Source organism: Mycobacterium numidiamassiliense, from assembly GCF_900157365.1.
In the GTDB taxonomy this organism is placed as follows: Bacteria; Actinomycetota; Actinomycetes; order Mycobacteriales; family Mycobacteriaceae; genus Mycobacterium; species Mycobacterium numidiamassiliense.
On record NZ_FUEZ01000003.1, the window covers coordinates 740,839 to 762,686 of the forward strand.

The 21,848-nt window shown below is 68.6% G+C and carries 19 protein-coding genes; 7 read left to right on the forward strand and 12 right to left on the reverse strand.

Translation table 11 applies throughout. The features are described from left to right. Positions 1–5: 5 nt before the first annotated feature. The 6 genes from MNAB215_RS03295 to MNAB215_RS03320 form a co-directional block, all read right to left on the reverse strand. Positions 6–563 (reverse strand): pentapeptide repeat-containing protein, encoded by a 558-nt coding sequence (locus tag MNAB215_RS03295; RefSeq protein WP_077077439.1) that lies wholly within the window; start codon positions 561–563, stop codon positions 6–8. A gap of 6 nt (positions 564–569) precedes the next feature. After that, a complete protein-coding gene (locus MNAB215_RS03300; RefSeq protein WP_077077440.1) occupies positions 570–1,142 on the reverse strand; it encodes a GTP-binding protein in 573 nt (190 codons plus the stop codon). After that, a complete protein-coding gene (locus MNAB215_RS03305; protein WP_077077441.1) occupies positions 1,123–1,497 on the reverse strand; it encodes a DUF742 domain-containing protein in 375 nt (124 codons plus the stop codon). The genes MNAB215_RS03300 and MNAB215_RS03305 overlap by 20 nt, the downstream gene beginning before the upstream one ends. A gap of 6 nt (positions 1,498–1,503) precedes the next feature. Next, positions 1,504–1,908 carry a serine protease inhibitor gene (locus tag MNAB215_RS03310; protein ID WP_077077442.1) on the reverse strand — a complete coding sequence of 135 codons (405 nt, stop codon included), beginning with the start codon at positions 1,906–1,908 and terminating at the stop codon, positions 1,504–1,506. After that, entirely contained in the window at positions 1,908–4,655 is a 2,748-nt protein-coding gene (locus MNAB215_RS03315; RefSeq protein ID WP_077077443.1) for an ATP-binding protein, read from the reverse strand. Before MNAB215_RS03315 ends, MNAB215_RS03310 begins: the two co-directional genes overlap by 1 nt. A gap of 186 nt (positions 4,656–4,841) precedes the next feature. Next, positions 4,842–5,447, reverse strand: a complete 606-nt coding sequence (locus MNAB215_RS03320) for a class I SAM-dependent methyltransferase (RefSeq protein WP_077077444.1) — start codon at positions 5,445–5,447, stop codon at positions 4,842–4,844. A gap of 17 nt (positions 5,448–5,464) precedes the next feature. Between MNAB215_RS03320 and MNAB215_RS03325 the strand changes: the two genes are divergently transcribed. Further along, positions 5,465–5,929, forward strand: a complete 465-nt coding sequence (locus MNAB215_RS03325; RefSeq protein ID WP_077077445.1) for a tRNA (cytidine(34)-2'-O)-methyltransferase — start codon at positions 5,465–5,467, stop codon at positions 5,927–5,929. A gap of 7 nt (positions 5,930–5,936) precedes the next feature. Here MNAB215_RS03325 and MNAB215_RS03330 read toward each other — a convergent pair whose 3' ends face one another. After that, positions 5,937–6,581: a nitroreductase family protein gene (locus tag MNAB215_RS03330; RefSeq protein ID WP_077077446.1), complete on the reverse strand. Its 645-nt coding sequence runs from the start codon at positions 6,579–6,581 to the stop codon at positions 5,937–5,939. A gap of 23 nt (positions 6,582–6,604) precedes the next feature. Between MNAB215_RS03330 and MNAB215_RS03335 the strand changes: the two genes are divergently transcribed. Further along, complete coding sequence (locus tag MNAB215_RS03335) at positions 6,605–7,021, forward strand: TIGR03667 family PPOX class F420-dependent oxidoreductase (protein WP_077077447.1); 417 nt, start codon at positions 6,605–6,607, stop codon at positions 7,019–7,021. 9 nt (positions 7,022–7,030) lie between these two features. On the opposite strand, the gene MNAB215_RS03340 is transcribed toward MNAB215_RS03335, so the two are convergent. Next, a complete protein-coding gene (locus tag MNAB215_RS03340) occupies positions 7,031–10,336 on the reverse strand; it encodes an error-prone DNA polymerase (RefSeq protein WP_077077448.1) in 3,306 nt (1,101 codons plus the stop codon). Between the two features lie 165 nt (positions 10,337–10,501). On the opposite strand from MNAB215_RS03340, the gene MNAB215_RS03345 reads away from it, so the two are divergent. Continuing rightward, entirely contained in the window at positions 10,502–11,872 is a 1,371-nt protein-coding gene (locus MNAB215_RS03345; protein WP_077077449.1) for a wax ester/triacylglycerol synthase family O-acyltransferase, read from the forward strand. Between the two features lie 37 nt (positions 11,873–11,909). After that, entirely contained in the window at positions 11,910–13,076 is a 1,167-nt protein-coding gene (gene otsB, locus MNAB215_RS03350) for a trehalose-phosphatase (protein WP_245830119.1), read from the forward strand. Here the strand turns inward: otsB and MNAB215_RS03355 are convergent. Further along, positions 13,073–13,957, reverse strand: coding sequence for a MaoC family dehydratase (locus MNAB215_RS03355; protein ID WP_077077451.1), 885 nt, complete (start codon positions 13,955–13,957; stop codon positions 13,073–13,075). The two genes, otsB and MNAB215_RS03355, sit on opposite strands and share 4 nt — an antisense overlap. Positions 13,958–14,051: 94 nt before the next feature. On the opposite strand from MNAB215_RS03355, the gene MNAB215_RS03360 reads away from it, so the two are divergent. Genes MNAB215_RS03360 through MNAB215_RS03370 form a run of 3 tightly spaced genes read left to right on the forward strand, consistent with a single transcriptional unit; the run spans position 14,052 to position 17,825 of the window. Then, positions 14,052–14,756 (forward strand): histidine phosphatase family protein, encoded by a 705-nt coding sequence (locus tag MNAB215_RS03360; protein ID WP_077077452.1) that lies wholly within the window; start codon positions 14,052–14,054, stop codon positions 14,754–14,756. A gap of 16 nt (positions 14,757–14,772) precedes the next feature. Further along, on the forward strand, positions 14,773–16,797 hold the full coding sequence (locus tag MNAB215_RS03365) for an SDR family oxidoreductase (protein ID WP_077077453.1): 2,025 nt from the start codon (positions 14,773–14,775) through the stop codon (positions 16,795–16,797). Further along, positions 16,794–17,825, forward strand: a complete 1,032-nt coding sequence (locus MNAB215_RS03370) for a nucleoside hydrolase (RefSeq protein ID WP_077077454.1) — start codon at positions 16,794–16,796, stop codon at positions 17,823–17,825. Before MNAB215_RS03365 ends, MNAB215_RS03370 begins: the two co-directional genes overlap by 4 nt. Here MNAB215_RS03370 and MNAB215_RS03375 read toward each other — a convergent pair. The 3 genes from MNAB215_RS03375 to guaA all read right to left on the reverse strand — a co-directional run bounded on the left by MNAB215_RS03375 (position 17,816) and on the right by guaA (position 21,844). Next, positions 17,816–19,345, reverse strand: coding sequence for a DNA polymerase Y family protein (locus MNAB215_RS03375; protein WP_077078379.1), 1,530 nt, complete (start codon positions 19,343–19,345; stop codon positions 17,816–17,818). The genes MNAB215_RS03370 and MNAB215_RS03375 overlap by 10 nt on opposite strands. Before the next feature lie 51 nt (positions 19,346–19,396). Further along, a complete protein-coding gene (locus tag MNAB215_RS03380; RefSeq protein ID WP_077077455.1) occupies positions 19,397–20,077 on the reverse strand; it encodes a hypothetical protein in 681 nt (226 codons plus the stop codon). Positions 20,078–20,260: 183 nt separating this feature from the next. Then, positions 20,261–21,844 carry a glutamine-hydrolyzing GMP synthase gene (gene guaA / locus MNAB215_RS03385; protein ID WP_077078378.1) on the reverse strand — a complete coding sequence of 528 codons (1,584 nt, stop codon included), beginning with the start codon at positions 21,842–21,844 and terminating at the stop codon, positions 20,261–20,263. Positions 21,845–21,848: the final 4 nt, after the last annotated feature.

The window sequence follows — 21,848 nt, forward strand, 5'->3', positions numbered from 1 at the left end:
ACGGCCTAGTCCGGGCTGCTGTCCAGGCGCAGGCCGTACGCCAACGCGAAGGCCGTGGCCTGACCGACGTCCACCCGGGTGCCCGCCAGCGAGGCCGAACGCCACAACGCCGAATCCACCTTCGCCCCACGCAGATCCGCGTCATCCAGCTTGATTCCGGTGGTTCGCGCACCGGACAGGTCGGCGCCGCGCAGCACGGCCTTGCGCAGGTCGGTCTCCACCAGGCTGGCCTCCCGCAGCCGGCACCCGCTGAGGTCGATGCCGCGCAGGTCGTTGCCGCCGAGCACCGCAAGCGTGAAGTCGACCTCGTCGAACGTCATCGGGCGCATTCGGCAACCGACGAACACCGAACCCAACATGCTGCACTGCGCAAAAGTGCTGTGCCACAGGAGTGTTCGTTCGAACTTGCAGTTACGAAACGCCGATCCGCTGTGCCGGGACTCGGCCAGGTTGACGCCGCTGAAATCGCATTCACTGAATACGGCCCGCTCGGTGACCAGCCGGCTCATGTCCTCGTCGCGGAAATCGCGGCCCGAGAACTCACAGTCGACCCAGGGCTGCAACGTCGGTCAGGCCGTCAGGCTCTGCAGCGCGTATTCGCTCACCGCGATCAGCGCGTCGGTCGCCGAGCGGCGGTCCCTGGCGTCGACGTTGATCACCGGAATGTGCGCGGGCAAGGTGAGGGCTTCGCGCACCGCGCCGACGGGATACCTTGGCGCACCGTCGAATTCGTTCACCGCGACCAGGAACGGCAGGTTGCGGTGCTCGAAGAAGTCGACGGCGGCGAAGCTGTCCTGCAGCCGACGGCAGTCCACCAGGACGATCGCGCCGATGGCCCCGCGCACCAGGTCGTCCCACATGAACCAGAACCGGCGCTGCCCCGGCGTACCGAACAGGTAGAGCACCAGGTCCTTGTCCAGGGTGATGCGGCCGAAGTCCATCGCGACGGTGGTGGTCCGCTTGTGCGGCGTGGCCTCGAGCATGTCGACGCCGGCCGAGGCGTCGGTGACCATCTCCTCGGTGCGCAGCGGCATGATCTCCGATACCGCCCCGACGAACGTGGTTTTGCCGGCGCCGAACCCGCCCGCGATGACGATCTTCGTCGAGGCGGTGGGCCCCGCGTCAGAGTGCGCGTAAGCCACGCAGCGTCCTTCCTATGAGTTCGTGGCGCTCATCACGGGTCGACTGCTCGGTCAACGTTCGATGCACCCGAAGGTAGCCCGAGAGCACCAGATCGCCGACGAGGACGCGGGCGACTCCGACGGGCAGGTCCAGGCGCGCCGAGATCTCGGCGACCGACGGGCTTTCGACACACAGGCGGATGATCTTGCCTCTCGCATCGTTGACCGGCCACCGATGGGCGAGCCCGGGCTGCAACGTCTGAACCGGGGCTTCCAGCGGGATGTCGACGGCCGTGTCGGTCCGTCCGGCCGTGAGGGTGTACGGGCGCACCAGGCTCGCTTCACGGGAGGGCGGCCAGGGCTCGCGTTCGTCCATCGCGGCTCACGAACGAGTGGATGCTGAGCGGCGGGAGGATTGCACCACGCCGCCCACCCGTTCGACGAGGATGGCCATCTCGTAGCCGATCTGACCGATGTCGCATGACGGCACCGCGAGGGTGGCCAGATGCGACCCATCGCCGACCCGCATCAACAGCAGATAGCCGTTTTGCATCTCGACCACCGACTGCAGCACCTGCCCACCCTCGAACAGCTGCGCCGCGCCGCTCGCGAGGCTGGCCAGCCCGGAGGCCACCGCGGCCAGCTGATCGGCCCGCTCCCGTGGCAGCTGCTCGCTGGCGGCAATCGGCAGACCGTCGACGGACACCAGCAATGCGTGCGCGACCCCGGGGACCTCGCGGGCGAACTTCGTCACCAGCCAGTCCAGTGTGCTGCCGGGAGAAGTCATTACTGATCGGGTCCTTGCTTGATGTGGCGGGCCTGCGAGCGTCCGCTGCGCACGCCGCCGAAATGGTTGCTGAACGATTCGCGAACCGCATCGGGATCGCGCGTCCCAGCCGCGTGCTGTGGCGGTCGCCCATTCGATGCTACGAGGGCCGCCGCGTCGTCCGCGGCGTGGTGGGCCTGTTCGGGGGAATCACTTCCGCTGGCCGTCCCCGGCACCAGCCGGGCCCCCGGGGCGCGCACCGGCAGACCGAAGTCGGCGGTGTGCGCCGCGACGGGCTTGTCCTCGGCCTCGGCGGCCAACGACCAACCGCGATCCCACACCGACTGCCAATCCAGGTCGGGGCTGTTCACCAAGTCGTGCGGGTCGCCCATCATTTCGGTGAGCATCCGACGGTAGATGACGTCGTCGTCCGGGCTGGCGGGCTTGGCGGCGCGCGGCCTGGCGGCAAAGAATGCCGATGTGTCCGACACTGCCCGTGGCGGCGCCGGTTTCGGGGCGCGATTCAGAGCCGGCGACGGGGCCTTGGGGGCAGGGGCCGGCGGTGGGCCATTCGGGGCCGGCCTGTTCTGGCCCTGCGACCAGGGGGTGGCCAGCTCACGCCGGGGCCGCTTCGGCAGTTGCGCGGCCGGCTCGTCAGGAACGGCGGCGATCCCGCTGGAACCCGGATTGCGGCGCGGCAACAAGGTGACCGGCGGCACCGCCGCGCCCGATCCGTTGCGGTTCGCCGGTTGCGGCGCCGCACGCTGTTCGGCGACCTCGGCTGTCGGGATCGCGCCCGCCTCGCGTCCCGGGATCGCACTGGCAAGTTTGGCACTCGGCGACGACACCGCCCCGACCCGGCGCTGCGGGGCCCCCGCGTCCGTAGCCTCGAGCACCGACGTGGGCAGGTAGACCTCGGCGGTCGTACCGGAGCCCGCTTCATCCGGTGCCGCGGCGCGCAGCCCCACCCGGATGCCGTGCTGGGCGGCGATCCGGCCGACCACGAAAAGACCCATGTGGCGGGCGTTTTCAGGGCTGATCTCGCCGCCGTCCTGCAGCCGCTTGTTGGCGATGCGCCGGTCGGCCTCGTTCATGCCCAGGCCGGAGTCGGCGATCCGCAGCACAATGGAACCGTCGCCGCCGCGTCTGGCCGAGATGCGGACGGGAGTGGTCGGCGGCGAATAGCGCAGGGCGTTGTCGATCAGCTCGGCGAACAGGTGGATGGCCCCGCCGGCCACCGCACCGACCAGCCTGCAGTCCGGCAGGTCGCCGATCTCGACCCGGCGGTAATCCTCGACCTCGGAGACGGCTGCGTTGAGCACGGTCGACAACCCCACCGGCTGGCGCTGATCGCGCGCCAGCTGTGCACCCGCCAGCACCAGCAGGTTGGCACTGTTGCGGCGCAGCCGGGCGGCGAGGTGATCCAGCCGGAAGAGGCTGTCCAGCCGCTCGGGATCTTCCTCGTTGCGCTCCAGCCCGTCGATCAGCGACAACTGCTGGTCGACCAGCGATCTGCTGCGCCGCGACATGGTCTCGAACATGTCGTTGACCAGCAGCCGCAGCCGGGCCTCGTCGCCGGCCAGCAGCAGGGCCTGGCTGTGCAGCTCGTCGACCGCGTGGGCGACCTGACCGATCTCCTCGGTGGTATACACCGGAAGCGGATCCGGAATCGGTTCGGCGCCACCGGCTTTGACCCGGGCAACCTCTTCCTCGAGGTCGGTGTGGGCCACCTTGAGCGCGCCGTCGCGCAGCACCCGCAGCGGCACGACCAGCGCCCGCGCCACCAGCAACACGATGGCCAGAGCGATCACGATGGCGCCCAGCACCAGCACGGCGTCGAGCACCGCGGCGTCGCGCCGATCAGTGGCCTGGGCCTGCACCGACTTGGTCACCGACGTCGTGGCGTTGTCGATGACCTGTTCGGCGATCCCGTCGGTGGTCTGTATGGAGCGCAGCAGGTCCGGGTTGTCGACGAGCACGCTGGCCGGATCGGACATGATCGCCATCCGGGTCACCATTTGCTGCTGCAGCGTCTTGGCTTCCGTCGAGCCGACGCCGAGCACTTCGCTCATCCCGAACAGGGTCGACGGTTCGGTGCCGGCCAGGGTGATCATCGCGGTGCGCAACTGCGGCTCGGGGAGATCGGCGCCGCGGGTGATCAGGATCTCCTGCATCGTCATCTGCCCGCGGGCCCCGACCGCCCTGCTCAAACCCTGCGCCTGCGCGCGGATTTTCTCGTCGTCGACGCGTACCGACGCGTTGATCACATCCTCGGCCGTCAGCAGCAGCGGGGCGTATGTCGTCACCCGCTCCCGCACGCCAATGCTGTTGTCGGACACCTTGTCCAGGAGCGCCTGGCCGCCCCCGAGCACGGAACTCACTCCTGAGCGGACGTCGGGGATGACGTCGGTGTCGTCCAGGCGCCTTTGCAGCTCACCCTTGCGGGCCTCGTAGTTCTGCTTCGCCCCGTCGACGTCGCGGCCGGTGGAATCCGCCAGCAATGCCACGTCCAACGCCGACATGTATTTGGTGATCGCCGGCAGCAGGTCGGCGCGGGCAGCGGCCACCCGCAGACCGCTGGAGTTGGCCATTGCGCCGTTGATCCGCAGTCCACCGAATATGGACGCGAGAATCAGCGGCACCAGCACAATCGCGAGGACTTTCCAGCGGACCGGCCAGTTGCTCAGCGACCAGGCCGGCGGGCGCTTGGGATGAAATTGGGGTGCGGGCGCCTCGGCCGGATCGGCCGGGCTGGTGAACATGGTCATCTGACCGAGCCCGCGCTTGCGCGCAAACTCGGCGCTGAAAGAGGCGCTGAAAGAAACGAGACGCTCATGGAACTTCCTGCTTTATTTCCCCCCGCGCGGCGCGGACGGGCGCGCGGTACATTGCCTGGCAATCCGACGAGTATGACAGCCCGCGGCCCTGGTCACCAGAAGAGTTGCCTGAGGATGCTATGCCGGCCGAAGGATCGCGACGAGGAAGTCGGAGTCGTCGGCGAACGGTCGCAGATCCCAGGTCGAGAGCAGCAGATCGGGTGCGAACCCCGCATCCGCCGCGTTGCCGAGAAACTCGGCGAACCCATAGTCGCGGCCGGCGCCGAAGCCGATCGCCACTCGACCGTCGTCAGCGACATGGGCACGTAGCCGGTTCAGCACCATGCCCCGGGTGCTCGGCGCCAGGAACGCCATGACGTTGCCGGCGGAGACGATGACGTCGAATGGTTCGACGATGCCGCGCGCGGGCAGGTCCAGCTCGGCGAGGTCGCCGACCAGCCACCGCGGGCCGGGATAGTCCTGCCTGGCCGCGGCGATGAGCGCGGGGTCGACGTCGACACCGACCACGTGGTGACCGACGGTGGCCAGATATCCGCCCAACCGGCCGGGGCCGCAGCCGGCATCGAGGATGCGCGCGCCGCGGGGCGCCATGGCGTCCACCAAGCGAGCCTCGCCGGCCAGGTCGTCGCCGGCGCGGGCCATGGCACGGAAGCGTTCGATGTACCAGTCCGAATGTCCCGGATCGGCGGCAACCTTGCGCATCCAGATGCTCTGCTCGACCATGCGACCATTATCGCGTTGTGTTCAAACTGATGTTCGTGTCGCCGCGCATTCCGCCCAATACCGGCAACGCCATCCGGACGGCCGCGGCCACCGGCGCGGAGTTACATCTCGTTGAGCCGTTGGGCTTCGATTTGTCCGAACCCAAGCTGCGACGGGCGGGATTGGACTACCACGACCTGGCGTCGGTCACCGTCCACGCGTCGCTGCAGGCTGCGTGGGAGGCCCTGGCTCCGGCGCGGGTAATCGCCTTCACCGCACACGCATCGACGTCGTACGCCGACGTCGCCTACCAGGCCGGCGACGTGCTGATGTTCGGTCCGGAACCCGATGGGCTGGACGCGGAAACCCTGTCCGACGCCCACATCACCGAGCAGGTCCGCATCCCGATGCTGCCGGGCCGGCGCTCACTGAATTTGTCCAACGCCGCGGCGATCGCGATCTACGAGGCCTGGCGGCAGCACGGCTACCCAGAGGGTGTGTAGTTCGGCGCTACCAGGTGTTCCAGTGCGTCAGCTTTTCGGCCGGCAGCCGCGTGGCCGGCTTGAAGTCCGTGCCCTTGGTGTAGGCGATCGGGAACAATCCGCCCTGGCTGTACTTCTCGTAGGGAATGCCGAGGATCTCGGCGGCTGCGCGCTCGCCGTCGTTGACCAGGTGCAGCGTCGTCCAGCAGGAGCCCAGTCCGCGGGCGCGTAGCGCCAGGCAGAAGCTCCACACCGCCGGGAACAGCGATGCCCAGAACGACACCCCACCCAACGGCGTCTTGTCTTCGCGGCCTTCGATGCAGGGGACCAACAGCACCGGCGCCTCGTGCATGTGCTCGGCGAGGTACATCGCCGAATCGACGACCTTGGGCATTCGCTCACCGCGGGTGTCGCCGTCGGGGTAGGCGGGCTTCGGCGTGCTGAGGTAGGGCCGGGCGCGCTCGAGGTAGATGTCGGCGATGGCCTTCTTCTTGTCGGCGTCCTCGATGAACAGCCACTGCCAGCCCTGCGCGTTGGAACCGGTGGGGGCCTGCAACGCCAGATCGAGGCATTCCATCAACACCTCGCGGCCGACCGGCTTGTCGAAGTCGAGGCGCTTGCGGACCGAGCGGGTGGTGGAAAGAACTTCGTCGACGGACAGGTTGAGGGTCATGAATGGAGGCTACATTCGCAGCTATGGGCATCGAACTGACACAAGAGGTTTCCAGCAGGCTCAAGACGGACAACTTCGGGTGGCTGACCACCGTCGCCAAATCGGGACAGCCGGTGCCCCGGCTGGTCTGGTTCTACTTCGACGGCACCAGGCTGACGGTGTACTCCATGCCGCAGGCCGCCAAGGTCACCCACATCAAGGCGCACCCCGCAGTGAGCCTGAACCTGGATTCGGACGGCAACGGCGGCGGCATCATCGTCATCGGCGGGACCGCGACCGTCGACGCATCCGACGTGAATTGCAAGGACGACGAACCCTACTGGGCGAAGTACGGCGAGCTCGCCAAGGAATTGGAGTCGGCCGAGGGGATCTCGATGGACGCGTTTAGCACCCGGTTGGCGATCACCCCGACCAAAGTCTGGACCACGCCAGGCGCATAGAACACCCGCTCAGCGGAAGTCGCGGGACTTCGAGCCGACGGCCAGGGAAATGCGGCCCAGCCGCTCGGCCACGACAGTGATTGCGCCACTGGCGTTTTGCAGCTGCCCGCGAATCAACAACGCCGGCGCGGTGTTCGCCAGCTTCCGGTGTCGCGCCCACACTCCCGGCGTGCAGAGCACGTTGACCATTCCGGTCTCGTCCTCGAGGTTGACGAACGTCACCCCCTGCGCCGTGCCGGGTCGCTGCCGATGGGTCACCGCCCCGGCGATCAGCACCCGGTCCCCGTCGGGCACCGATCCGAGCGCGCCCGCAGGCACCACCCCCAGCGCATCCAGGTCGGCCCGCAGGAACTGGGTCGGATAGCTGTCCGGGGAGACGCCGGTGGCCCACACGTCGGCGGCGGCCAGCTCCAGCTCGCTCATTCCCGGCAGCGCCGGGATATGCGACGACGACCCCACGCCGGGGAGCCGGTCCGGTCGTTGGGTGGCCGCGGCCCCGGCCGCCCACAGCCCCTCTCGCCGCGACATGCCGAAGCAGCCCAGCGCGCCTGCCGTCGCAAGGGCTTCGGTCTGCGGCACGGACAGTCGCAGCCGGGTGGTCAGATCAAGCAGGGATATGAAGGGGCCGTTTGCTTTTCGCTCGTCGACCAGCCGCTCGGCGAGGTCGTCGCCGATATGCCGGACAGCGCCGAGCCCCAGGCGGACCTGGGTTCCGGAATCCTCCAACGTGGCGTGCGCCAGGCTGGCGTTGACGTCCGGGCCGTGCACCAGCACGCCGTGCCTGCGCGCGTCGGCCACCAGCGACTGCGGCGAATAGAAGCCCATCGGCTGGGCGCGCAACAGCGCCGCGCAGAACGCGGCCGGGTGATGCAGCTTGAACCACGACGAATAGAACACCAGCGACGCGAAGGACAGCGCATGGCTTTCCGGGAAGCCGAAATTGGCGAAGGCCTCCAGCTTCTCGTAGGTCCGGTCGATCACCTCGTCGGTGGCGCCGTGCAGTTCGCGCATGCCGTCGTAGAACCGGCCGCGCAGCCGGCGCATCCGTTCGGTCGAGCGCTTGGATCCCATGGCACGCCGCAACTGATCGGCCTCGGCGGCAGAGAAGCCGGCGCAGTCCACCGCCAGCTGCATCAGCTGCTCCTGAAAAAGCGGCACCCCCAGCGTTTTTCGCAGCGCCGATTCCATCGAGGGGTGGTCGTAGGTGACCGGGTCGATACCGTTGCGCCGCCGGATGTAAGGGTGCACCGATCCGCCCTGGATGGGCCCGGGACGGATCAGCGCGACCTCGACCACCAGGTCGTAGAACACCCGGGGCTTGAGCCTGGGCAGGGTGGCCATCTGCGCCCGCGATTCCACCTGGAACACGCCGACAGAATCGGCGCGCGCCAGCATCTCGTATACCGCGGGCTCGGAGAGGTCGAGCTTGGCCAGGTCCACCTCGATGCCCTTGTGCTCGGCCAGCAGGTCGATCGCATAGTGCAGCGCCGAGAGCATGCCGAGCCCGAGCAGGTCGAACTTCACCAAACCGATTGCCGCGCAGTCGTCTTTGTCCCATTGCAGGACGCTGCGGTTCTCCATGCGCGCCCATTCCACCGGGCACACGTCGGCGATCGGGCGGTCGCAGATGACCATGCCGCCGGAATGGATGCCCATGTGCCGCGGCAGGTTCCGGATCTGGGTGGCCAGGTCGATCACCTGCTCGGGAATGCCCTCAATGTCGGGTGCCGGGTCATTCGAGTTGGGGCCAAGCCCGTTCCAGTGGCCGATCTGCTTGCTCCACGCGTCCTGCTGCCCCTGCGAGAAGCCCAGGGCGCGGGCCATGTCGCGCACCGCGATTCGGCCGCGATAGGTGATGACGTTGGCGACCTGGGCGGCATAGTCGCGACCGTACTTGTCGTAGACATACTGGATGACTTTTTCGCGCTGGTCCGATTCGATGTCCATGTCGATGTCGGGTGGGCCATCGCGCGCCGGCGACAAGAAGCGCTCGAACAACAGCTCGTTGGCCACCGGATCGACCGCGGTGACGCCCAGGGCATAGCAGACCGCGGAGTTGGCCGCCGATCCCCTGCCCTGGCACAAGATGTTGCTGTCCCGGCAGAATCGGGCGATATCGTGGACCACCAGGAAATAGCCCGGAAACCTCAGTTGAGCAATGGTTTTCAGCTCGTGCTCGATCTGGGCGTACGCCCGTGGCGCGCCGCCGGCCGATCCGTAGCGGTCGCGCGCACCCGTCATCGTCAGCTGCCGCAGCCAGCTGTCCTCGGTGTGCCCGTCGGGCACGTCGAACGGCGGCAGCTGTGGCGCGATGAGCGCCAGCCCGAACGCACACTGCTCGCCGAGCTCGGCCGCCGCGGTCACGGCGTCGGGCCGCTGCGCGAACAGCCGGGCCATCTCCTCGCCGGACCGCAGGTGCGAGCCACCCAGCGGGGCCAGCCAGCCCGCGGCCGAATCCAGCGACTGGCGGGCCCGGATAGCGCCCATCGCCATGGCCAGCCGGCGTCGCGACGGGTGGGCGAAGTGCGCTCCGGTGGTGGCGACGACGCCGACACCGAAGCGCGGCGCGAGGGCGGCGAGCATGGCGTTGCGCTCGTCGTCGTGCGGATGACCGTGATGGGTCAACTCGATGCTGACCCGGGCGGCGGTGAACCGGTCCACCAGATCGGCCAGCGCCCGCTGAGCGGCATCCGGGCCGCCATCGGAAAGGGCTTGGCGGACATGTCCTTTGCGGCATCCGGTCAGGACGTGCCAATGGCCACCCCCGGCCTCGGTCAGCGTGTCGAGGTCGAAGCGCGGCTTGCCCTTCTCGCCACCGGCCAGGTGCGGGGCGGCCGGCTGCCGCGACAACCGCCGGTAGCCCTCCGGGCCGCGGGCCAGCACCAGCAGATGCGGCCCCGGCGGATCCGGCTGCTCGGTACGGGCCTGCGATCCCAGCGACAGCTCAGCGCCGAACACGGTACGCACGTCGAGTTCGGCGGCCGCTTCGGCGAACCGCACCGCCCCATACAGGCCGTTGTGGTCGGTCAGCGCCAGCGCGCGCAGATCCAGCCGGGCCGCCTCTTCGACCAGCTCCTCGGGTGTACTGGCCCCGTCGAGGAAGCTGTACGCCGAATGCGCATGCAGTTCGGCATACGCGACGGACGACCCGATCTTCGCGCCGGTCTGCGGCGGTGAGTAGATTTCCCGCTTGCGCGACCAGGGAACGTCTTGCGGCGGTTCGGCAGCAGCAACGGATGCGCCGGCACGGCGCGGCTTACCGTCGAGCAGCCGCTCCATCTCCGCCCAACTCCGCGGCTCGTTGCTGAAACCCACCCCCACAGTCTATCGAAAGTATGTTCGATTTGGCGCGCGGCTGTGAAAGATGTTGTTAAAGAGCTCGTCAACTTCTAAACAGGTTCTTAACGTCACGAGACCTATCGCCAGCGGGGGGCTGCAGCGGATACTGGTACAGGGGCAACATACGGGCGGGGACGAACAGTGGCACAGCTGAACACGACACGGGATACCGGCTTCCTCAACACAGACTCCGATCGGCAGGCCGGCCTGGCGATCGGGGCGGTGGCGGTCGTCGACGGCGCCGCTCCAGACTTTGAGCGCCTGAAAAGGTTTCTAGCAGAACGGATCTCATCGATACCGCGGTGTGCCCAGGTCATGCGGACCCACCCGCTCAACGGTGCCCAGCAATGGATCGACGACCCGGCATTCGACCTGGACCACCATGTACGCCAGGTGACGATTCCCCGCCCGGGTGACGACCCCGAGCTGTCGGGGGTCATCGCTCAAGCCCTGGAGCGTCCCCTGCAGCTGGACCGCCCGCTGTGGGAGTGCTGGATCATCGAGGGCCTGAAGGGCAACCAGTGGGCGATCCTGATGAAGATCCACCACCACCTCGCCGACGGCACCTCCGCGGCCCAGCTGCTCGCCAGGCTCTGCGACGACTCCGACGCCGAGATGTTCGCCAACCACGTTGGTAATGAGCGTGATTCATCGCCGGAAGCCCCGAAGCGGAGTTGGGCCGACACGCTACGGAGTGCTTCAGCGGTGGCCAGCACGGTCACCAACACCGTGGCTTCGGCCATGTGGCCGGTCGCGCGGCCGTCGTCGACCGGTGACGCGGCGACCATGCGGCGCTACCACGCGGTGCGCGTTCCCCGCGCCGCCGTCGAGGACGTGTGCGCCAAGTTCGGGGTGACGACCAACGACGTCGCGCTCGCCGTGATCACCGAGGGCTTCCGGAATGTGTTGCTGCACCGTGGCGAACAACCGCACGCGGGTTCGCTGCGCATTCTGGAGAAAGCCGACGACCGAATCTCGGTCAAGCTGCCGTATCTCCCGGTCGAACACGACGATCCGGTGCAGCGACTGCGAACCGTGCACAGCAGGTTGAGCCGTCCGCGCCAGGACAACCAACGCCAGTCCGCGGCGATCCTGGACCTGGCGACGAGCCTGCCACCGGTGATGTTGTGCGCTAAGGCAATTCAGCTAGTGATGAGTCGGCTTCCGCAACCCGGCATCGTCACGCTGGCCACCAACGGGCCCGGGCCGCACTCCCGGCTGGGTCTGATGGGCAAGACCGTGAAGCGGTTGCTGCCGATTCCACCGACGGCGTCGCAGCTGTCCAGCGGGGTCGCGGTGCTCACCTACGGCGACGAGCTGGTGTTCGGCATCACCACCGACTATGACGCCGCACCCGAACTCTCGCTGCTCGCCGCCGGCATCCAGCGCGAGATGGCGCGGCTGGTAGCGCTCAGCGACGACTCGGTGCTGCTGTTCACCAAGGACCGCCGCAAGCGGGCTGCCCGCGGCATTGCGCGCGCCCACCCGTCGGCGCCCGCGAAAGCGCACTGACCCCACCCGGCGGTGTTGCTCACCGTGAGAGGGTTGGGTGGTGGGCAACCCGGACACCGTTGATCCGCGCCGCCATGACGCGGTGCTGCTCGAGCACGCGGACTCGGCACAACCACTGATCGCGCGCCTGCAGCAGGCGGGTGTGCTTGTCGGCGTCGTCGCGTCGAGTGGCAACCGCCAGGACCTGATCGAGGCGGCCGACGCCCTCGGGACGCGGGCGGGCCGCAGCGTGGTCATCGCGACCGACGCGGCCGGTGTCACGGCGGCACGCGAGGCGGGCTTCGCGTTGGTCATCGGCGTGGATTCCACGGGACGCGGCGACGAACTGCGTCGCCTCGGCGCCGACGCGGTGGTCGCCGACCCCGGCGAGGTCACGGTGCGCACCGGGGACCGACGGATGTCGCAGCTCCCGGATGCGTTGCGGGCCCTCGACGACGGCCTGCCCGCCGGCCGGCCGGCCGTCTTCTTCGACTTCGACGGCACCCTGTCCGACATCGTCAACGATCCGGGCTCGGCGCGGTTGGTCGCGGGCGCGGACGAGGCGCTGCGGCAGCTGGCCGCGCAGTGCCCAGTCGCGGTGCTGTCCGGCCGAGACCTGGCCGATGTGAGCAAGCGGGTGGGGCTGCCCGGCATCTGGTATGCAGGCAGTCACGGCTTCGAGCTGACCGCACCCGACGGAACACACCACCAGAACGACGCCGCGGCGGCGGCCATACCGGTGCTCGAGCAAGCCGCCGCCCAGCTGCGCGAGCAGCTCGGGTCGATCCCCGGTGTCGTGGTGGAGCACAAGCGGTTTGGCGTCGCCGTGCACTACCGCAACGCCGCGCGCAACCGCGTCGGTGACGTGGCCGCCGCGGTTCGGGCGGCCGGGCAGCGCGACGCGCTTCGGGTGACCACCGGCCGCGAGGTCATCGAGCTGCGCCCCGATATCGACTGGGACAAGGGGAAAACGCTGCACTGGGTCATCGACCACCTTCAGCAGGCGAAAGCCGAGTCGCTGGTGCCGATCTATCTGGGCGACGACATCACCGACGAGGACGCATTCGACGCGGTACGCGAAGGCGACCTTGCTGGCATCCCAATCCTGGTGCGGCACAACGACGATGGCGACCGGGCCACCGCGGCGCAGTTCGCGCTGGAGAGCCCGGCGCGAGCCGCCGAGTTCACCGACCGGCTGGCCCGCCGGCTCGCGCAGGCCCTCTAGCCCTCGACGTACTCGACCACGCCGTCGTCGAGCACCACCCGGGCAGCCTCGTCTGAAGCGCCTTCGGCGCCAGAGGCCGCCTCGGTGCGGAACACCGCCTTGCCCAGCTCGGTGCGCCAGATCAGCGTGGTCAACGTCTCGCCGGGGAACACCGGCGAACTGAAACGCGAATCGATCGAGGTGACGTTGGCCGCCAGGCCCTTACCCAGTTCGGCGACCAGGGCGCGGCCCGCGACGCCGTAGCTGCACAGCCCGTGCAGGATCGGCTTGGGGAATCCGGCCAGCTCCCTGGCGAACCAGGGATCGCTGTGCAGCGGGTTGCGGTCACCGGAAAGCCGGTAGATCAGCGCCTGATCCGCGCGGGTGGGCAGCGCGACCCGGGCGTCGGGCTCGCGGTCCGGGATCTCAGGCGCGATCGGCCGCTGGCCCGGCTGACCGCCGAATCCGCCCGCACCCCGGACGACGAAGGTGGTCGAGGTCTCGGCGATCAACGTCCCCGACTCCGGGTCGGTGCCGCGGCCGCGCAGCATGACGACCGCATTCTTGCCCTCACCCTTGTCCTGAATGTCGGTAACCTCGGTGACCACCGAGAGCTTGCCCGCGGGCGGCAGGGGCGCGTGCAGACGGATGCCTTGCGAGCCGTGTAACAGCATGGCCCAGTTGAACTTTCCGATCTTGCCCGCCGCCCCGAAGGCCGGGCAGCAGATCACCGCGTAGGTCGGCAACACCTGCTGATCGATGTCGTGGCTGTTCTCGGTGGTAAACGACAGGTCATCGAGGCCAGCACCAACACCGAGCGCGTACAGCAGCGTGTCCCGATCGGTCCATTCGAACAACATCGGCTCGGTCACCGCGCCGACGGCACTCGGGTCAATCGCCATCCGAGTCTCCTCTCGATTGCAAGATTGAAGCTTTTTCTCCCCCCAACCATTGCAAGCCCTTCCCCCGAGGCCGTCGGCAGGGCAGGCTATCGCCATGGGGAAGCGCAGCGTGACCTGGAAGGCAGCGGCGGTGCTGGCCGCAACGGTGATCGTCGGCGCCTGCGGCGGATCTCCGCAGGCGCGCAGCATCACACTGACGTTCATCCGGCACGCGGAGTCGGAGGCGAACGCCAGCGGGATCATCAACACCGAGGTGCCGGGTCCCGGCCTGAGCCAGCAGGGCAAAGGGCAGGCCGAAGACCTCGCGCACCACATTGGACGCAGCGACTACGACGGCATCTACGCCTCCACCATGGTCCGCGCCCAGCAAACCGCCGCTCCGTTGGCCGCTGAACTCGGCAAGCACGTAGAGGTGCTGCAGGGCATCCAGGAGATCAGCGCGGGCTGGTTCGATGGCAGGCCGGACGCCCAGGCGCCATTGACGTATCTGGTGGCGCCGGCCGACTGGCTCAACGGCGACCTGCAGGACAGCATCCCCGGGTCAGTCACCGGCAAACAATTCAACGACCAGTTCACCGCGGCCATCCAGAAGGTATACGACAGCGGCAACCGCAATCCGGTGCTGTTCTCGCACAAATTCGCGATCGAATACTGGACGTTGCTCAACACGAAGAACGCCAAGGACAGCCTGTTGAGCAGCCATCCGCTGCCCAACACCGGCCGGGTGGTGATCAGCGGAAACCCGATGACCGGCTGGACGCTGGAGGAATGGGACGGGATCCGCAACTTCGCCGGCTGACCTATACCATGGCGCAATGCGCTATGTCGTTACCGGCGGTACCGGGTTTATTGGTCGCCGCGTCGTCTCTCAGCTGCTAGCGACCCGGCCGGACGCCGAGGTGTGGGTCCTGGTCCGCCGCCAGTCGCTGGGGCGCTTCGAGCAGCTCGCCGCCGAGTGGGGTGAACGCGCGAGGCCGCTGGTCGGTGAGCTGCCCGGCCACGACCTGACCGACGAGACCCTCGCCGGGCTCGGCGACGTGGACCACTTGGTGCACTGCGCGGCGATCTACGACATCACCGTCGGTGAGGCCGAACAGCGGGCCGCCAACGTCGAAGGCACCCGCGCCGTCATCGCGCTGGCCCAGCGGCTGGACGCCACGATGCATCATGTGTCGTCGATCGCCGTGGCGGGCGACTTCCCCGGCGAGTACACCGAGGACGACTTCGATGTCGGCCAGCAGCTGCCCACGCCGTACCACCAGACCAAGTTCGAAGCCGAGTTACTGGTGCGCTCGACGCCCGGGCTGCGTCACCGCATCTACCGCCCGGCGGTGGTGGTGGGCGACTCGCGCACCGGCGAGATGGACAAGATCGATGGCCCGTACTACTTCTTCGGCGTGCTGGCCAAGCTGGCCGTGTTGCCGTCGCTGACCCCGATGCTGCTGCCCGACACCGGGCGCACCAATATCGTCCCGGTCGACTACGTTGTCGAAGCGATCGTCGCGCTGATGCACGCCGAGGGCAGCGACGGGCGGGCGTTCCATCTGACCGCGCCGAAAAGCATTGGGCTGCGCGGCATTTACCGCGGCGTCGCCAAGGAGGCCGGGCTGCCCGCGCCGCGCGGGTCGCTGCCCCGCTCGATGGCCGCCCCGGTGCTCAAGGTCAGCGGGCGGGCCAAGGTGCTGCGCAACATGGCCGTCACTCAGCTGGGCATTCCCGTCGAGGTGTTGGACCTCGTCGAGCTGGCCCCCACCTTCATCAGCGATGAGACGCGAAAGATACTGCAGGACAACGGCATTGCGGCCGTTCCGGAGTTCGCCGACTATGCGCCAAAGCTGTGGCGGTACTGGGCCGAGCACCTCGACCCCGATCGTGCTCGTCGCGACGATCCTTCGGGCCCGCTGCAGCACCGGCACGTCATCATCACCGGCGCGTCCAGCGGCATCGGCCGCGCGTCGGCGATCGCCATCGCCGAGCGCGGCGCGACCGTGTTCGCGCTGGCCCGCACCGGCGGCGCGCTCGACCAGCTGGTCGCCGAGATCCGCGCGAACGGCGGCCAGGCGTATGCCTTTACCTGCGATGTCACCGATTCGGATTCGGTGGAGCACACCATCAAGGACATCCTTGGCCGCTTCGGCCATGTCGATTACCTGGTGAACAACGCCGGCCGGTCGATCCGCCGCTCGGTGGTCAACTCCACCGACCGGCTGCACGACTATGAGCGGGTGATGGCGGTCAACTACTTCGGCGCGGTGCGCATGGTGCTGGCGCTGCTGCCGCACTGGCGCGAGCGCCGGTTCGGCCACGTCGTCAACGTGTCCAGTGCCGGGGTGCTGGCCCGCAATCCGCAATACAGCTCGTATCTGCCCACCAAGGCGGCACTGGACGCGTTCTCCGAAGTGGTCGCCGCCGAGACGCTGTCCGACCACATCACGTTCACCAACATCCACATGCCACTGGTCAAGACGCCGATGATTGTGCCCTCGCAACGACTCAACCCGGTGCCGCCGATCAGCCCCGAGCGCGCGGCGGCGATGGTGGTGCGCGGGCTCGTCGAAAAACCGGCCCGCATCGATACCCCGTTGGGCACACTCGCTGAGGCCGGTAACCATTTCACGCCGAAGTTGTCCCGGCGGATTCTGCATCAGCTGTATCTCGGTTATCCCGATTCGGCTGCTGCGCGAGGCATTTCGCCCGAACCGGCCGCGACGCCGCCGGCTTCGACACCGCCAGCCTCGGGGCGCCGGCCGAGGCGGCCTGTCCGTGCCGTCACCGGCGGTATCCGCACACCACGGCCCGTCAAACGGCTGGTACGACTGGTGCCCGGAGTGCACTGGTGAACCCCGTCTTCGTCGACGTCGACACCGGCGTGGACGATGCGCTGGCCCTGATGTACCTGCTGGCCAGCCCCGAGGCCGACGTGGTTGGCATCGCCTCGACCACTGGAAACGTTGCGGTAGAACAGGTTTGCGAGAACAATCTGGGCCTGCTCGAACTGTGCGGATTCCCCGACATCCCGGTGTCGAAGGGTTCCGAGGAAACCTTGACCGGGCCGTTGCGCGCCCCATCGAGGGTGCACGGCCCCCGGGGCATGGGGTATGCCGAGCTGCCGCCGAGCGATCGCCGGCTTACCGACTACGACTCCGCAGCAGCCTGGGTGCGAGCCGCGCAACGTTATCCGGGCGAGCTGATCGGCGTGGCCACCGGCCCGCTGACCAATCTGGCACTGGCCCTGCGCGCCGAGCCTGCCCTGCCAACGCTGTTGCGCCGGTTGGTGATCATGGGCGGCTCCTACGACCACCGCGGCAACACCACGCCGGTAGCCGAATGGAACATCAGCGTCGACCCCGAGGCGGCCGCCGAGGTGCTCACCGCTTGGTCAGGGAAAACGCATGAACATCAGCAACTTCCGATCCTGTGCGGCTTGAACCTGACTCGCACCGTTGCTTTGACGCCGGAAATCCTGACCCAGCTGGCCGCGGTCGCCGGGTCGACGACAACGGTGCTGAGCCTGCATGACGAGCGCGGCACCCGGTCGGCGGCGTCCAATGCATTGATTCAGGTGATCGAAGACGCGACGCGGTTCTACTTGGAGGGCTACTACGACAACGGCCATGGGTATGTGGCGCACATGCACGACCCGTTAGCCGCCGCGGTCGCGCTGGACCCAGGACTCGTCGTGACCCGCCCGGCGACCGTGGAGGTCGAGCTGACCGGCACGCTGACCCGCGGCATGACCGTCACCGACTGGTCACTGCACCGAGAACCCAATGCGCACATCGGCATTGACGTCGATCCGGCGGCGTTCTTCGACCGGTTCATCGAACGGGTCGGACCCTTCGCACGCCGACTGGGCGATCACTCGTAGCTTCCTTCCAGATACCACCGCCGCTGCCGGTAGCACAGCAACAATGCGCGCTCGCTTTCCAGCAGCACCTGGGCGCGGGCGGTGCGGCCCTTCCTGAGGCCCGGGTCCCACCAGCGCTCGTCGACGGGCCAAGGCCCGGTCCACCAGCGCAGCGGATCGTCGCGACCGCGGGCTACCAGTCGCGCCGGGTCGGCGGAGAACATTCCACGGCTGGTCACTCGTATCGGATTTCCTTGGGCGTCAAGCAATTCCACTGGATCGTCGAGCAGCACAGCCGGCGACGGCTCGGGCAGCTGGCCGGGCCAGGGCTGACCAGGATCGGCGTGCGGCACCGGCTCGTCGCCCAACGGGGTCAGCGTGATGCGTTCGGCGGGCCCGCGACCGCCGGACAGCACCGGCACCTGCACCGCCTCCGGTCCGAGCAGGCCCTGCACCCGCACCAGCGCCCGGCGGGCCCGCAGCCTGTCCTCCTCCCCCATGCCACCCCATAGCGGCAGTTGTAACGCCTCGGCGGACACCACCTCCACTGCCCGCAGCCGAAGCAACGTCACCGGCGCGGTGGGGCGACCCTGGCTGGTCCGATTGCTCAGCCAGCCATCCAGTTGCCAGCGCACCCGGTCGGCGGTGGCCTCCTCGGTCAGGGGCTCGGCGCATCGCCATACCCGGCTGCGCTCTTCGCCGTTGGCGGTGACGGCGTGGATAGCCAGCCGGGTGCAGCCCACTCCGGTGGACATCAGCATCTGGTGCAATGTGCCGGCCAGTGAGCGCCCGGCGAATGCCGCGGCATCGACCCGGTCGATCGGCGGATCGCAATCCAGCACGGCCTCGAGCTCCGGCGGCAGCTCTCGCCCGGACGGTCCCCGCTCGGGCTGGCCGCGGGCGAGGCGGTGCGCGGCTACCCCGTCAGCGCCGAACCTGGAGGCCACGTCGGTCGCCGAGAGGGCGGCAAACTGTCCGATGGTGCGAATCCCCATCCGCCACAACAGATCCGCCAGTTCTTCTCGCCCAGGGCCGGACAGACTCGGCTCGGTGGCAAGCTGCCGGATCGACAGCACCGATAGAAACCGTGCGTCGCCGCCCGGCTGGACGACCCGGCCCGCACGCGCAGCGAAGACCGCGGTGGACAGCTGGTCGGCAATCCCGACCTGACACTCGGCGCCCGCCGCGGCCACCGCGTCGATCAGCCGCTCGGCGGCGTCGGTCTCCGACCCGAAATACCGGGCGACCCCGCGTACCGGCAACACCAGGAGCCCAGGCCGCAGCACCTCGGCGCGGGGCACCAGATCGTCCACCGCCGCGATCACGCCCTCGAAGAAGCGGGCGTCACGGTCGGCGTCGGCGGTCGTGACATGCAGTTGCGGGCAACGGGCCGCCGCCTCCCGGCGTCGCAACCCCCGCCGCACTCCGACCGCCCGGGCCGCCGACGAGCAGGCGATCACCCGGTTGGCCAGCGTGACCGCGACCGGGGCCGTCGCGGGCAGGCCCGCGGCCGTGGCCGCCGCGACCGCCGGCCAGTCCATGCACCAGATCGCCAGCACCCGGGAACCAGTACTGAAAGACGCCACCCGACTTCACCCCGTTCGCGCCCGGGCAACCACCCGTCGGCCCGCACACACCCCGCTGACCTGCAACCGCACCCCGCTGATTCGCCCGAATCCGCAGACGGGTGCACCCCGGCTACCTGCCGTGATCTCGTAGCCGCAGACCCGGGCCTCCAGCCGGGTCGGCACCCCTTGCCAGTCGCCATCGGTGACCAGCACGGTGCAACCTTTCAGCCGGGCGCGCGCCACCACCGCCCGGGCCCGCGTCGGCGGCACCCGGCGCCCGCCCAGGCCCAGCACCACCAAGTCCATGCCGTCGACGAGCACCGCGGCCACCTCCACCGGATCGGTCCCGGCATCCGGTATCACCGCGAGCCGGCTCAGATCCGCCCCCATCTCCACTGCGGCCAACAGTCCGATATCCGGCTGGCCGACGATTGCCACGTTGCCCCCGGCCGCCGTCACCGCGGCCACCATGCCCAGCAGCAGCGACCGGGCCCCGGCCAGCACCGCCACCGTCCCCCGCGGCAGCGGAGCCGGCAGAGCTTCCGCCAGCCACTGCGGGACCGGCAGCTGGGCTTCCGATTCCGGCAGCAGGTCCGCGGCGGGAGCGACGGGCTTCTGCGACATCGCATCCATCTTGCGGCGCAGCGATTCCAGCTGCTCAGCGCGGTTTTCCTGGCGCTGATCGGAGGCAAAAGCCGCAGTCATGATGAGCCTCTATTCGAAAGTATGTTCGATATGTTGTGGAGTAAACACCCACCCTCCGACAACCGTCAAGCAACGTGAGAGGCGGCTTTATGCGCTCGGTGCTGCTGGGGCTGGTGGTGCCTTTTGGGCAGTATTTTCCTGGTCACTACGCGCGGCCGTTACGCCGGCCGCAGAGTCGCCGGGCTACTCCCACTCGATGGTGCCGGGCGGTTTGCTGGTGATGTCCAGCACCACCCGATTGACCTCGGCCACCTCGTTGGTGATCCGGGTGGAGATGCGCTCGAGCACGTCGTAGGGCACCCGGGTCCAGTCGGCGGTCATCGCGTCCTCGCTGGACACCGGCCGCAGCACGATCGGATGCCCGTAGGTGCGGTTGTCGCCCTGCACACCGACCGAGCGGACCTCGCCGAGCAACACCACCGGGCACTGCCAGATCTGGTTGTCCAGGCCCGCCGCCGTCAGCTCCTCGCGCGCGATCGAGTCGGCGCGCCGCAACGTGTCCAGCCGCTTCGCGGTGACCTCGCCGACGATCCGGATACCCAGGCCCGGGCCCGGAAACGGTTGGCGCGCAACGATGTCCTCCGGAAGACCCAACTCCCGGCCGACGGCACGCACCTCGTCCTTGAACAGCAGCCGCAGCGGCTCAACGAGCTTGAACTTCAGGTCGTCGGGCAGACCGCCGACGTTGTGGTGGCTCTTGATGTTCGCGGTGCCGCTGCCCCCGCCGGACTCCACCACGTCGGGATAGAGCGTGCCCTGCACCAGGAATTCGACGCCCACCCCGTCCTCGCCCACGATGTCTCGCACCGCGCCCTCGAAGGCCCGGATGAACTGGCGGCCGATGATCTTGCGCTTGCCCTCGGGGTTGGTCACACCCGAGAGAGCGTCGAGGAAGGTCTGCTCGGCGTCGACGGTGACCAGGTTGGCGCCGGTCGCGGCGACGAAATCGCGCTGCACCTGCGACCGCTCGCCGGCGCGCAGCAGCCCGTGGTCGACGAACACACACGTCAGCCGGTCGCCGATGGCCCGCTGCACCAGTGCCGCGGCCACCGCGGAGTCCACGCCGCCGGACAGTCCGCAAATCGCATGGCCATCGCCGATCTGGGCACGCACCTGCTCGACCAGCGCCTCGGCGATGTTGGCGGGCGTCCACTCGGCACCCAGCCCGGCGAAGTCATGCAGAAACCGGCTGAGCACCTGCTGCCCGTGCGGGCTGTGCATCACCTCCGGGTGATACTGCACCCCGGCCAGCCGTCGCTCACGGTTCTCGAAGCCGGCCACCGCCGCACCCGGGCTGCTGGCCACCACCTCGAATCCGTCCGGCGCGGCGGTCACCGCGTCGCCGTGACTCATCCAGACCGGCTGGATCGCGGGCAAGCCCGAATGCAGCTCGCCGCCAACGACTTTCAGCTCAGTTCGGCCGTACTCACTGGTGCCGGTGTGGGCGACGGTCCCGCCCAGCGCCTGAGCCATCGCCTGAAACCCGTAGCAGATGCCGAACACCGGGATGCCGAGGTCGAACAGCGCCGGATCCAGTTGCGGGGCACCTTCGGCGTAGACACTGGCCGGGCCACCGGACAGCACGACCGCCAACGGGTCGCGGGCCTTGATCTCTTCGACGGAGGCGGTATGGGGGATCACCTCGGAGAACACCCGGGCTTCTCGCACGCGACGGGCGATCAACTGCGCATACTGCGCACCGAAGTCGACCACCAACACTGGCCGGTCAGCCGGTCCGGAGTGGTCGAGGTCAGCGGGTTCGGTCACGGCC

Bases quoted from the DNA above. Each gene is read 5' to 3' on its own strand.
- MNAB215_RS03355 (WP_077077451.1), bottom strand. From the start codon at position 13,957: ATGGCGATTGACCCGAGTGCCGTCGGCGCGGTGACCGAGCCGATGTTG.
- MNAB215_RS03335 (WP_077077447.1), top strand. From the start codon at position 6,605: ATGGGCATCGAACTGACACAAGAGGTTTCCAGCAGGCTCAAGACGGAC.
- MNAB215_RS03380 (WP_077077455.1), bottom strand. From the start codon at position 20,077: ATGACTGCGGCTTTTGCCTCCGATCAGCGCCAGGAAAACCGCGCTGAG.
- MNAB215_RS03320 (WP_077077444.1), bottom strand. From the start codon at position 5,447: ATGGTCGAGCAGAGCATCTGGATGCGCAAGGTTGCCGCCGATCCGGGA.
- MNAB215_RS03360 (WP_077077452.1), top strand. From the start codon at position 14,052: ATGGGGAAGCGCAGCGTGACCTGGAAGGCAGCGGCGGTGCTGGCCGCA.
- MNAB215_RS03375 (WP_077078379.1), bottom strand. From the start codon at position 19,345: ATGGACTGGCCGGCGGTCGCGGCGGCCACGGCCGCGGGCCTGCCCGCG.
- MNAB215_RS03365 (WP_077077453.1), top strand. From the start codon at position 14,773: ATGCGCTATGTCGTTACCGGCGGTACCGGGTTTATTGGTCGCCGCGTC.
- MNAB215_RS03310 (WP_077077442.1), bottom strand. From the start codon at position 1,908: ATGACTTCTCCCGGCAGCACACTGGACTGGCTGGTGACGAAGTTCGCC.
- MNAB215_RS03330 (WP_077077446.1), bottom strand. From the start codon at position 6,581: ATGACCCTCAACCTGTCCGTCGACGAAGTTCTTTCCACCACCCGCTCG.
- MNAB215_RS03315 (WP_077077443.1), bottom strand. From the start codon at position 4,655: ATGACCATGTTCACCAGCCCGGCCGATCCGGCCGAGGCGCCCGCACCC.
- MNAB215_RS03305 (WP_077077441.1), bottom strand. From the start codon at position 1,497: ATGGACGAACGCGAGCCCTGGCCGCCCTCCCGTGAAGCGAGCCTGGTG.